Consider the following 12,460-nt stretch of genomic DNA (forward strand, 5'->3'; position numbering starts at 1 on the left):
ATTTACTCCTTCGCCTCGTTGCGGCCCAGGTGGAAGGCGGTGACGGCTGCCGCGAGCAGCAGCATCGAGGCCAGTTCGACCACCAGCAGGTACGGCCCGAACAGGCTGATGCCGACGTCCTTGGCGCTGACGGTGGTACCGCTGATGGCGGCGCCCGACGGGGTGACGAACAGCACGTACAGCAGCTCCAGCAGCAGCAGGGCGGCGAGGATCACCGGCCCCGCCCAGATGCCGGGCTTGAGCCAGCCGCGCTCCTGGGCGACCGAGGCCGGCCCGAGGTTGAGCATCATCACCACGAACACGAACAGCACCATGATGGCGCCGGCGTAGGCGATCACTTCCAGGGCGCCGGCGAACGGCGCGCCGAGGGAGAAGAAGATCATCGCCACGGAAATCAGCGAGATGATCAGGTAGAGCAGGGCGTGCACCGGGTTGGTGCCGGTCACCACGCGAAGCGTGGAGACGACGGCGACACCGGATGCGAAGTAGAAAGCGAATTCCATCTTTCTGTCCTTATGGGAGCAAGCTCTTCACGTTGATCGGCTCGGCTTCGTTCTGCGCGGAGCCTTTCGGCTTGCCAGCGATCGCCATGCCCGCAACACGGTAGAAGTTGTAGTCAGGGTTCTTGCCGGGGCCGGAGATCAGCAGATCTTCTTTCTCGTACACCAGGTCCTGACGCTTGAACTCGGCCATTTCGAAATCCGGAGTCAGCTGGATCGCGGTGGTCGGGCACGCCTCTTCGCACAGGCCGCAGAAGATGCAGCGCGAGAAGTTGATGCGGAAGAACTCGGGGTACCAACGGCCGTCCTCGGTCTCGGCCTTCTGCAGCGAGATGCAGCCGACCGGGCAGGCCACCGCGCAGAGGTTGCACGCCACGCAGCGCTCCTCGCCATCGGGGTCGCGGGTGAGGACGATGCGGCCACGGTAGCGTGGCGGCAGGTACACGGGTTCTTCGGGGTACTGCAGGGTGTCGCGCTTGCGGAACCCGTGGGAGAACACCATGGCCAGGCTGCGCAGCTGTGTGCCGGTGCCCTTAACGATGTCGCCGATATACTTGAACATGGGTCAAATCCTCACTGGGCCGCGACGGCTGGCGTGTTGTAGAGCACGATCGCAGCGGTCACCAGCAAATTGATCAGGGTCAGCGGCAGGCAGAACTTCCAGCTGAAGTCCATCACCTGGTCATAGCGTGGGCGCGGGATCGAGGCGCGCAGCAGGATGAACAGCATGATGAAGAACGCGGTCTTCAGGGCGAACCACAGGAACGGTACTTGCGGCAGGATGCCGAACGGACCGTGCCAGCCACCGAAGAACAGGGTTACCAGCAGCGCCGAGATCAGGATGATGCCGATGTACTCACCGACGAAGAACATGCCCCATTTCATGCCGGCATATTCGATGTGGTAGCCGTCGGCCAGTTCCTGTTCCGCTTCCGGCTGGTCGAACGGGTGACGGTGAGTCACGGCGACGCCAGCGATGAAGAAGGTGCAGAAGCCGAAGAACTGCGGAATGATGAACCACAGGTTGTTGGCCTGGTATTCAACGATGTCGCGCATGTTGAACGAGCCCACCTGCACCACCACGCCCATCAGCGCCAGGCCCAGGAACACTTCGTACGACACGGTCTGCGCCGAGGCCCGCAGGCTGCCCAGCAGGGCGTACTTGTTGTTCGACGACCAGCCGGCGAACAGCACGGCGTAGACCGACAGGCCGGCCATGGCGAAGAAGAACAGCAGGCCGATGTTCAGGTCGGCCACGCCCCAGCCCGGGGTGATCGGGATGATCGAGAAGCCGATCAGCAGGGCGCTCATGGCCACTACCGGCGCCAGGGTGAAGATCATCTTGTCGACGAAGGGCGGGTTCCAGTCTTCCTTGAAGAACATCTTCAGCATGTCGGCGGCGATCTGGAACATACCGAACGGGCCGACCCGGTTCGGACCGTAGCGGTCCTGCCACCAGCCCAGCAGGCGACGCTCGACGAAGCTCAGCAGCGCGCCGCAGACCACCACGGCCAGCAGCACCACGATGGCCTTGACGACCTGAATGATCACATCGATCACTTCGGGGGTGAACCAGCTCATTGTGCTGCCTCCTGCAGGCCTTCGACGGCTGCACCGAAGATGGCGGGCGGAATGCCGGCCAGGCCTTTGGGCAACGCAACCAGGCCAGCGCCCAGTTCTTCATTGATACGCAGCGGCAGGCGCAGCGAAACACCGGCCACGTTCAGGCTCAGCAGCGCGCCGTCGTTGACGCCCAGGCGGTCGGCTTCGGACTTGGCCAGGCCCACGTAGGCAGCCGGGATACGCTCCTGCACCGGGGCAGCACGCGAAGAGGATTCTTCGCTGCCGAACAGGTGGAAGAACGGTACGGCGGTCCAGGTGCCGCGGGCCGGGTTGAACGCGCCCGGAATGGCGGTGAACCAGTTGAGCTTGTCGCCTTGCGACTCGATCAGGCGCACGCCCGGGTCACCGGCACGCAGGTGGCCACCCACTTCGTCCTGGAACTTGTTCCAGGCTTGCGGCGAGTTCCAGCCCGGCGACCAGGCGAACGGCACCTGCTGGCGCGGTTCGGCCGAGCCCGAGTAGCCTTCCATGGAGAAGGCGAACGCGGTGTCCTTGTCCTGCGGGGTACGTGGCTCGTGCACGCTGATGTTGGCGCGCATGGCGGTACGGCCCGAGTAGCGCAGCGGCTCGCGGGCCAGCTTCATGCCCTTGATGCGGAACGCGGCGGACGGCGCTGCGTTGACGATGCCGGCCAGTTGCGGCGCGGCTTCGGCGCAGGCGCTGGTGACGTGGTCCAGCTGGGTCCAGTCCACCGGCTTGTTGAGCAGGGTGGCACGCAGGGCGTGCATCCAGCGCCAGCCTTCGTGGATCTGGATGCTGCTGTCCAGGTACTGCGGGTCGAACACCTGGAAGAAGCGCTGGGCACGGCCTTCCTGGCTGACCAGGGTGCCGTCGCCTTCGGCGAAGGAGGCAGCCGGCAGCACCAGGTGGGCGCGGTCCAGGGTGGCGGTCTTGGAGTGGTCGGCGACGATCACCACCTTGGCCGCGGCCAGGGCAGCGTCGACCTTGGCGGCCGGTACGCGGGCGTACAGGTCGTTTTCCAGCACGACGATGGCGTCGGCCTTGCCGCTGATCACGGCGTCCAGGGCTGCATCGACGGACTCGCCGCCCAGCATCGCCATGCCGAGGCTGTTGGCCTCGGGCACGACCAGGCTCAGCGAACCGTTCTTCTCGCGCAGCTTGAGGGCCTTGGCGATGTTGGCGGCGGCTTCGATCAGCGCTGGATCCGCCAGGGAAGTGCCGGCGACCACCAGCGGGCGGTTGGCGGCGACCAGGGCGTCGGCGATGCGCTGGGCCAGAGCCTTGGCTTCATCGTCCAGGCCGGCGACGGCAGGCGCGCTCGGGTCGATGGCGTGGGCCACGGCGAAACCGATACGGGCGAGGTCAGCGGGAGCGGCGTGTACACACTCTTCGGCGACGTCGTCCAGCTTGGTTTCAGCCAAGGATGCGATGAACAGCGGGTACAGCGCGTGCTGGCCGATGTTCTTCACCGCGGCGTCCAGCCAAGGCTGCACGCGCATGGCGTCGGCCATGGCCTCGGCCTTGCCCTTGGTGGCCTGGCGCACGGCCAGGGCGACGCGGGCGGCGGTCTGGGTCAGGTCTTCACCGAGCACGAACACGGCGTCGTGGTCTTCGATGTCGCGCAGGGTCGGTACCGGCAGCGGGCTGTCGTTCAGCACGTTCAGCGCCAGGCGCACGCGGGCCAGTTCGCCAGCTTCCATACCGGAGTAGAAGTACTCGGCGCCGACCAGCTCACGCAGGCCATAGTTGCTCTCGAGGCTGGCGCGCGGCGAGCCGATGCCGACGATGGTGCGGCCGCGCAGCAGGTCGGCGGCCTTGTCCAGGGCGGCGTCCAGGCCTAGCTTGCTGCCATCGGCGAGGAACGGCTGGCGCGGACGGTCCTTGCGGTTGACGTAGCCATAGCCGAAGCGGCCACGGTCGCACAGGAAGTACTGGTTCACCGAGCCGTTGAAACGGTTCTCGATGCGGCGCAGTTCGCCGTAGCGCTCGCCGGGGCTGATGTTGCAGCCGCTGGAGCAGCCATGGCAGATGCTCGGGGCGAACTGCATGTCCCACTTGCGGTTGTAACGCTCGGAGTGGGTCTTGTCGGTGAACACACCGGTCGGGCAGACCTCGGTGAGGTTGCCGGAGAACTCGCTTTCCAGCACGCCGTCTTCGACGCGACCGAAGTACACGTTGTCGTGGGCGCCATACACGCCCAGGTCGGTGCCGCCGGCGTAGTCCTTGTAGTAGCGCACGCAGCGGTAGCAGGCGATGCAGCGGTTCATCTCATGGGCGATGAACGGGCCGAGGTCCTGGTTCTGGTGGGTACGCTTGGTGAAACGGTAGCGGCGCTCGTTGTGGCCGGTCATTACCGTCATGTCCTGCAGGTGGCAGTGACCGCCTTCCTCGCACACCGGGCAGTCGTGCGGGTGGTTGGTCATCAGCCATTCGACGACGCTGGCGCGGAACGCCTTGGACTCGTCATCGTCGATGGAGATCCAGGTGCCGTCGGAGGCAGGGGTCATGCAGGACATGACGATACGACCACGGGTGTCGTTCTCGTCGGTGTACTGCTTGACCGCGCACTGCCGGCAGGCGCCGACGCTACCGAGCGCCGGGTGCCAGCAGAAATAGGGGATGTCGAGGCCGAGCGACAGACAGGCCTGTAACAGGTTGTCCGCACCGTTGACTTCGAGCGCTTTGCCGTCTACGTGGATAGTGGCCATTGTTCAAAGTTCTTCGTTGGCCCGCGTGGGCGGGCGTGGCTAATGGAAATCGGTGAGCCTGCGGCCGGCCACGAATCGTTCGGGCCGGCCGGCGGGCTGGCGGATGGCACGGACCATCCGCTGTTCATCTTGTTATGCGCCGACCACGATCGGCTTCGCCAGGTTCGGGCGCAGGGCTTCGCTGCCAGCAGTGACTGGGGCTACACCGGCCTCGAACTCCGAGCGGAAATACTTGATGGCACTGCCCAGTGGCTCGACGGCACCCGGTGCGTGAGCACAGAAGGTGCGGCCTGGGCCGAGGAAGTTGACCAGACCCAGCAGGGTCTCGATGTCTTCGGCGCGGCCCTGGCCTTTCTCCAGGGCGCGCAGCATCTTCACGCTCCATGGCAGGCCGTCGCGGCACGGCGTGCACCAGCCGCAGGATTCGCGGGCGAAGAACTCTTCCATGTTGCGCAGCAGCGAGACCATGTTGACGCTGTCGTCGACCGCCATGGCCAGGCCCGTACCCATACGGGTGCCGACCTTGGCGATGCCACCGGCGTACATCTGCGCATCGAGGTGCTCGGGCAGCAGGAAGCCGGTACCGGCGCCGCCTGGCTGCCAGCACTTGAGCTTGAAGCCGTCGCGCATGCCACCGGCGTAGTCTTCGAACAGCTCGCGGGCGGTGACGCCGAACGGCAGCTCCCACAGGCCGGGGTTCTTCACCTTGCCGGAGAAGCCCATCAGCTTGGTGCCGTGGTCTTCGCTGCCTTCGCGGGCCAGCGACTTGTACCAGTCGTTGCCGTTGGCGACGATGGCCGGCACGTTGCACAGGGTCTCGACGTTGTTCACGCAGGTCGGCTTGCCCCACACGCCGACGGCGGCAGGGAAGGGCGGCTTGGAGCGAGGGTTGGCGCGGCGGCCTTCGAGCGAGTTGATCAGTGCGGTTTCTTCACCGCAGATGTAGCGCCCGGCACCGGTGTGGACGAACAGCTCGAAGTCGAAACCGGAACCGAGGATGTTCTTGCCCAAGAGGCCTGCGGCCTTGGCTTCGTCGATGGCGCGGTTGAGGTTCTTCGCCGCGGTGGTGTATTCGCCACGCAGGAAGATGTAGCCACGGTAGGCCTTCAGGGCGCGGGCGCTGATCAGCATGCCCTCGACCAGCAGATGGGGCTGTTGCTCCATCAGCATGCGGTCCTTCCAGGTGTTCGGCTCCATTTCGTCCGCATTGCACAGCAGGTAGCGGATGTTCATGGATTCGTCTTTGGGCATCAGGCCCCATTTCACACCCGTGGGGAAGCCTGCGCCGCCTCGGCCCTTGAGGCCGGAGTCCTTGACGGACTGGACGATATCGTCCTGGGACATCTCGGCCAGCGCCTTGCGGGCGGCGGCATAGCCGTTCTTGGCCTGGTACTCGGCCAGCCATACAGGCTCGCCGTCGTCGCGCAGGCGCCAGGTCAGCGGGTGGGTTTCAGCCGAACGCGCGATGCGGTTGGCCGGGCCGAAGGAAGTGATGGTCATACGTAACCCTCCAGCAGCTTGGAGACGCCGGCAGGCTGCACGTCGCCAAAGGTGTCGTCGTCGATCATCAGCGCCGGGGCCTTGTCACAGTTGCCCAGGCAGCACACCGGCAGCAGGGTGAAGCGCCCATCCGCGGTGGTCTGGCCCAGGCCGATGCCCAGCTCGCTCTGGATCTGGCTGACTACCGACTCATGACCGCCGATGTAGCAGACCATGCTGTCGCACACGCGGATGATGTGGCGGCCGACCGGCTGGCGGAAGATCTGGCTGTAGAAGGTGGCCACGCCCTCGACGTCGCTGGCGGGGATCCCCAGTACTTCGCCGATGGCGTAGATGGCGCCGTCCGGCACCCAGCCGCGCTCTTTCTGGACGATCTTCAGGGCTTCGATGGACGCCGCGCGCGGGTCCTCGTAGTGGTGCATCTCGTGCTCGATGGCCGAGCGCTCGGTTTCGCTCAGGGCGAAACGGTCGGTTTGGATAAGCGTGCTGTTCATGCTTAGCGGTCCACGTCAGCCATAACGAAGTCGATACTGCCCAGGTACGCGATGAGGTCCGCGACCATGCTGCCTTTGATCACCGAAGGGATCTGCTGCAGGTGCGGGTAGCTCGGGGTACGGATCCGGGTGCGGTAGCTCATGGTGCCGCCGTCGCTCGTCAGGTAGTAACTGTTGATGCCCTTGGTCGCCTCGATCATCTGGAACGACTCGTTGGCCGGCATGACCGGGCCCCACGAGACTTGCAGGAAGTGGGTGATCAAGGTCTCGATGTGCTGCAGGGTGCGCTCTTTCGGCGGCGGCGTGGTCAGCGGGTGATCCGCCTTGTACGGGCCTTCCGGCATGTTGCGCAGGCACTGGTCGATGATGCGGATACTCTGGCGCATCTCCTCGACGCGGACCATGCAGCGATCGTAGGCATCGCCGTTGTGGGCCAGCGGCACTTCGAACTCGAAGTTCTCGTAGCCGGAGTAAGGGCGCGCCTTACGCAGGTCGAAGTCGCAACCGGTGGAGCGCAGGCCGGCACCGGTGGTGCCCCACTCCAGCGCTTCCTTGGTGTTGTAGGCAGCGACGCCGATGGTCCGGCCCTTGAGGATGCTGTTCTGCAGGGCGGCCTTGGTGTACTCGTCGAGGCGCTTGGGCAGCCATTCGACGAAGTCCTTGACCAGCTTGTCCCAGCCGCGCGGCAGGTCGTGGGCGACACCACCGATGCGGTACCAGGCCGGGTGCAGGCGGAAACCGGTGATCGCCTCGATCACGGTGTAGGCGCGCTGGCGGTCGGTGAAGGTGAAGAACACCGGGGTCATGGCGCCGACGTCCTGGATGTAGGTGCCCAGGAACAGCAGGTGGCTGGTGATGCGGAAGAACTCGGCGAGCATGATGCGAATCACGTCGACTTTCTGCGGCACCTGGATGCCGGCCAGCTTTTCCACCGCCAGTACGTACGGCAGGTTGTTCATCACCCCGCCGAGGTAGTCGATACGGTCGGTGTAGGGAATGAAGCTGTGCCAGGACTGACGCTCGGCCATCTTCTCGGCGCCACGGTGGTGGTAGCCGATGTCCGGGACGCAGTCGACGATCTCTTCACCGTCCAGCTGCAGGACGATACGGAAGGCACCGTGGGCGGACGGGTGGTTCGGGCCGAGGTTGAGGAACATGTAGTCCTCGTTGGCGCCCTGGCGCTTCATGCCCCAGGCTTCCGGGTTGAAGCGCGCCGATTCCTCTTCAAGCTGCTGCTTGGCCAGGGTCAGGCTGTAGGGGTCGAACTCGGTGGCACGGGCCGGATAGTCCTTGCGCAGCGGATGACCTTCCCAGGTCGGCGGCATCATGATGCGGCTCAGGTGCGGGTGGCCGGCAAAGTCGATGCCGAACATGTCCCAGACTTCGCGCTCGTACCAGTTGGCGTTTGGCCAGATGCCGGTCACGGTCGGCAGGTTCAGGTCGCCTTCGCTGAGCGACACCTTGATCATCACGTCGCTGTTACGCTCGACCGACAGCAGGTGGTAGAACACGCTGAAATCGGCGGCCGGCAGGCCACGGCGCTGGGTGCGCAGGCGTTCGTCGACGCCGTGCAGGTCGTACAGCATGCTGTACGGTTTGGCGACGCCGCGCAGGAAGCTCAGCACTTCCTTGAGCTGGGCACGTTTTACCCACAGTACCGGCATGCCGGTGCGGGTTTCCTGGGCGACGAATGCGTCGGCGCCAAAACGGTTGTGCAGTTCGACGACCACATCCTGGTCGTCAGCCTTGTAGGGCGGAATATAAATAGCGTTGTCCGCTGTCATGGTCTCGGTCGCTTTGGGTCAGCGTTAAGAATGAAGCCAGGCCGCCGGCTCCTTCGGGAGCGGGCGGCAGGTCGCTGGATCAGACTTCGTCGGGGCTGCGCAGATTGGTTACCGCAATGCGCTGTTCGCGACGCAGGTCTTTCTGGGCGGGCATCTCGGCACGGTAGATGCCTTGATCACCAACCACCCAGGAAAGCGGGCGTCGTTCTTGGCCGATCGACTCCTGCAGCAGCATCAAGCCTTGCAGGAATGCCTCGGGGCGCGGCGGGCAGCCAGGCACATAGACGTCCACGGGGAGGAACTTGTCGACCCCCTGAACGACCGAGTAGATGTCGTACATGCCGCCGGAGTTGGCGCACGAACCCATGGAGATGACCCACTTGGGCTCGAGCATCTGCTCGTACAGGCGCTGGATGATCGGCGCCATCTTGACGAAGCAGGTACCGGCGATGACCATGAAGTCGGCCTGGCGCGGCGAGGCCCGGATGACTTCGGCGCCGAAGCGGGCGATGTCGTGGGGCGCCGTGAAGGCCGTGGTCATTTCCACGTAGCAGCAGGAAAGGCCGAAGTTGTACGGCCAGAGGGAGTTCTTGCGACCCCAGTTGACCGCGCCACGCAGCACATCTTCGAGTTTCCCCATGTAGATGTTCTTGTGGACCTGGTCTTCCAGCAGTTGATCGGTGACGGTTTCCCGCTCACCGACCGGATACTGCTCGTTGGGTGCGTCCGGATCGATTCTGGTGAGATTGTATTGCATGCCAAAGCCTCATTGTTTCAGCTTCGCTTGCCGCTTGCGGCGACCTTCGGGAGCCCAATCGAGCGCCCCGACGCGCCATAGGTAGACAAGACCTGCCAACAGAATTGCTATGAAAATGAGAGCTTCGACGAATCCGGTCCAGCCGCTTTCGCGGACGGACACAGACCATGCATACAGGAAGAGGGCTTCGATATCGAAGATCACGAACAGCATCGCGACCAGATAGAATTTGGCGGACAGGCGCAGGCGGGCGCTGCCGACGGGCAGCATGCCGGATTCGAAGGGTTCGTTCTTGGCGCGACCCCAGGCCTTGCTACCGAGCAGGCTGGACAGGCCGAGCATGAAGGCACACAGGCCGACGACACCCAGGAGGAAGATGGCAAAGCCCCAGTTGTGGGCGATGAGTCCTGCCGAATCGGACATGCTAGAAATCCTTATACAGAGACCCAGCTCTGCAGTCTGAAATAAAGTAGAGCGGCGACGTGGTGTCGCAGACGCAGTGACCAAATGTCGCAGCTGAATCAATCGCGCTGATTTTATGGGTAAACCCAGTGCAAGTAAAATTTCCGTTGCAAATTTATTCGTAGGTTTAAGAACAAAAATCTTTCGTAACTGGCTGAAAGCCTTGAGTTTCGGGCATTGCACGCGGATTTGTTAATTATGTTTCTTACCCCGCGTAACGACAGGCTAGTTGCGTAATGATAATTAATATCATTTAACCTGAGCTGTAATGTTTTAGCAGTTTTGGGCCTTGCAAAGTTCATCTGCCGAGCGCCCCCTCTTGCAAATGCGAAAAACTCTCGTTCTAGCAGCTTCTGGCATTGCTCGCACCGCTCTGGATCAATACTTTGTCGCTTGTGTCGCGGCTTACCGACGCAGCGATCAGCCACTGGCCGAGCCAGTAGAAGAGGATGATCAGGTACTCGGCGGTGGCGAACGGGCTGACGAAGCGGTCGATGCCGATCAGGCTGTCGGAGAATACAAATGCACAGGCGCCCAGCGCGGCCAGGCCACCACAGGCCAGGGCGCGCCAGAGCATGGCGCCGATGGTCAGGGCATACAGGGCCACCGGGATCAGCAGTGGGCCCAGGCCATGGCCGGCAAGCAGGCCGAACAGCGAACCGCCGATCAGTACGGCGCAGGCCAGGGCCGGGTAGGCCGGGCGTCGCGTGAGGCTGCAGTAGCCGCGCAGGTAGGCCAGGTGCGCGCAGAGGAATGCCCCAAGGCCGAACACGAACAGGTCTCGGGGGATCGCTAGGAGTATGTCGCCGAGCACCGAGAAGGCCAGGCCGAGGATGATCCAGCGGCGATAGGGTGTGGCGGGGGTGGTGCTCAGCCAGGCAATCAGTGCGAGCACCGGAATGGGTTTGACCAAAAGGCCAAGCAGGGCGTTGTCGCTGGCCAGCGCGTATAGATAGAAGGCGGCGGCTGCGACGGCGAGGGTGAGCAGGTGGCCAGGGCGGGGCATGGGCAGTCCTTGCTGTGGAGTAGCGACAAGCTTAGACCTGATCCCTGATTTTGCTCTGGCCTGTGCCGGCCCTTTCGCGGGTAAACCCGCTCCCACAGGTTTTGCGCTATGTCTGTGGGAGCGGGTTTACCCGCGAAGAGGTCGGTGCAGGCAAAAGAAAGCCCAGGCTCCTCACGGAACCTGGGCTTGCTGTTCAGCTCACCGAACTCAGTGGAACTGCTCTTCCTCGGTCGAGCCGGTCAGTGCGGTCACCGACGAGGCGCCACCCTGGATCACGGTGGTCATGTCGTCGAAGTAGCCAGTGCCCACTTCCTGCTGGTGCGCCACGAAGGTGTAGCCTTTGCTCGCATCGGCGAATTCCTGCTCCTGCAGCTTCACGTAGGCGGTCATGTCGTTGCGGGCGTAGTCGTGCGCCAGGTTGAACATGCCGTGCCACATGTTGTGGATGCCGGCCAGGGTGATGAACTGGTGCTTGTAGCCCATGGCCGACAGCTCGCGCTGGAACTTGGCGATGGTGGCGTCGTCCAGGTTCTTCTTCCAGTTGAAGGAAGGCGAGCAGTTGTACGACAGGATCTGGTCCGGGTATTCCTTCTTGATCGCCTCGGCGAAGCGGCGGGCCTCTTCCAGGTCCGGCTTGGCGGTTTCGCACCAGATCAGGTCGGCATACGGCGCGTAGGCCAGGCCGCGGGAGATGGCCTGGTCGAGGCCGGCACGGACTTTGTAGAAGCCTTCACGGGTGCGCTCGCCGATCACGAACGGCTGGTCGTACGGGTCGCAGTCGCTGGTGAGCAGGTCGGCGGCGTTGGCATCGGTACGGGCCAGGATGATGGTCGGTACACCGGCAACGTCGGCGGCCAGGCGGGCAGCCACCAGCTTCTGTACGGCTTCCTGGGTCGGTACCAGTACCTTGCCGCCCATGTGGCCGCATTTCTTGACCGAGGCCAGCTGGTCTTCGAAGTGCACGCCGGCGGCGCCTGCTTCGATCATGTTCTTCATCAGCTCGTAGGCGTTCAGCACGCCGCCGAAACCGGCTTCGGCGTCAGCCACGATCGGTGCGAAGTAGTCGATGTAGCCTTCGTCGCCTGGGTTCTTGCCGGCTTTCCACTGGATCTGGTCGGCGCGACGGAACGAGTTGTTGATGCGCTTGACCACGGTCGGTACCGAGTCGACCGGGTACAGCGACTGGTCGGGGTACATCGACTCGGCCGAGTTGTTGTCGGCGGCAACCTGCCAGCCGGACAGGTAGATGGCCTGGATGCCGGCTTTTACCTGCTGCACTGCCTGGCCACCGGTCAGGGCGCCCATGCAGTTGACGAAATCTTTTTCTGGGCGGAAGGACGGGTGGGCACCTTGGGTGACCAGCTTCCACAGTTTTTCTGCGCCTTGGCGAGCAAAGGTGTGCTCTGGCTGCAGCGAGCCACGCAGGCGAACGACATCAGCGGCGGTGTAGGTACGGGTCACGCCTTTCCAGCGCGGGTTTTCGGCCCAGTCTTTCTCGAGGGCTGCAATTTGCTGTTCGCGTGTCAGTGCCATGGAAATAAACCTCGTCGCATCGATCTTGAGTGTAATTGTGCTGATGCTCGGATACGCGGATCAGAAGCCGGGCGGCTGTCCTGTCCGGGGGAGTGCGGCGGCGAACGCAGAAGGCTCGAAGGGGAAGGGGTG

General features: G+C 63.7%; 11 protein-coding genes. All 11 read right to left on the minus strand.

Annotated elements, in window-relative coordinates; genetic code table 11:
* Positions 1 to 2 precede the first annotated feature (2 nt).
* Entirely contained in the window at positions 3 to 503 is a 501-nt protein-coding gene (gene nuoJ / locus DMX06_RS00410; protein ID WP_110733459.1) for an NADH-quinone oxidoreductase subunit J, read from the minus strand.
* A gap of 10 nt (positions 504 to 513) precedes the next feature.
* Positions 514 to 1,062: an NADH-quinone oxidoreductase subunit NuoI gene (nuoI, locus tag DMX06_RS00415; protein ID WP_003251442.1), complete on the minus strand. Its 549-nt coding sequence runs from the start codon at positions 1,060 to 1,062 to the stop codon at positions 514 to 516.
* A gap of 11 nt (positions 1,063 to 1,073) precedes the next feature.
* Entirely contained in the window at positions 1,074 to 2,081 is a 1,008-nt protein-coding gene (nuoH, locus tag DMX06_RS00420; protein ID WP_050706494.1) for an NADH-quinone oxidoreductase subunit NuoH, read from the minus strand.
* The gene (gene nuoG, locus DMX06_RS00425; protein ID WP_110733462.1) at positions 2,078 to 4,792 is read right to left on the minus strand and encodes an NADH-quinone oxidoreductase subunit NuoG; all 2,715 of its coding nucleotides are present in this window, start codon (positions 4,790 to 4,792) and stop codon (positions 2,078 to 2,080) included. The genes nuoH and nuoG overlap by 4 nt, the downstream gene beginning before the upstream one ends.
* Before the next feature lie 132 nt (positions 4,793 to 4,924).
* Positions 4,925 to 6,292, minus strand: a complete 1,368-nt coding sequence (gene nuoF / locus DMX06_RS00430; protein WP_110733465.1) for an NADH-quinone oxidoreductase subunit NuoF — start codon at positions 6,290 to 6,292, stop codon at positions 4,925 to 4,927.
* A complete protein-coding gene (nuoE, locus tag DMX06_RS00435) occupies positions 6,289 to 6,786 on the minus strand; it encodes an NADH-quinone oxidoreductase subunit NuoE (RefSeq protein ID WP_012313767.1) in 498 nt (165 codons plus the stop codon). Before nuoE ends, nuoF begins: the two co-directional genes overlap by 4 nt.
* Before the next feature lie 2 nt (positions 6,787 to 6,788).
* Positions 6,789 to 8,570 (minus strand): NADH-quinone oxidoreductase subunit C/D, encoded by a 1,782-nt coding sequence (gene nuoC, locus DMX06_RS00440; protein ID WP_110733467.1) that lies wholly within the window; start codon positions 8,568 to 8,570, stop codon positions 6,789 to 6,791.
* Between the two features lie 79 nt (positions 8,571 to 8,649).
* On the minus strand, positions 8,650 to 9,327 hold the full coding sequence (locus tag DMX06_RS00445; protein ID WP_008096180.1) for a NuoB/complex I 20 kDa subunit family protein: 678 nt from the start codon (positions 9,325 to 9,327) through the stop codon (positions 8,650 to 8,652).
* Positions 9,328 to 9,336: 9 nt separating this feature from the next.
* Entirely contained in the window at positions 9,337 to 9,750 is a 414-nt protein-coding gene (locus DMX06_RS00450) for an NADH-quinone oxidoreductase subunit A (protein WP_028692461.1), read from the minus strand.
* A 382-nt stretch (positions 9,751 to 10,132) separates the two neighbouring features.
* On the minus strand, positions 10,133 to 10,795 hold the full coding sequence (locus DMX06_RS00455; protein ID WP_110733469.1) for a lysoplasmalogenase: 663 nt from the start codon (positions 10,793 to 10,795) through the stop codon (positions 10,133 to 10,135).
* Between the two features lie 207 nt (positions 10,796 to 11,002).
* Positions 11,003 to 12,328, minus strand: a complete 1,326-nt coding sequence (gene aceA / locus DMX06_RS00460) for an isocitrate lyase (protein WP_110733471.1) — start codon at positions 12,326 to 12,328, stop codon at positions 11,003 to 11,005.
* Between the last annotated feature and the right edge of the window lie 132 nt (positions 12,329 to 12,460).

The organism is Pseudomonas mosselii (assembly GCF_003205295.1).
GTDB lineage: Bacteria > Pseudomonadota > Gammaproteobacteria > Pseudomonadales > Pseudomonadaceae > Aquipseudomonas > Aquipseudomonas mosselii_B.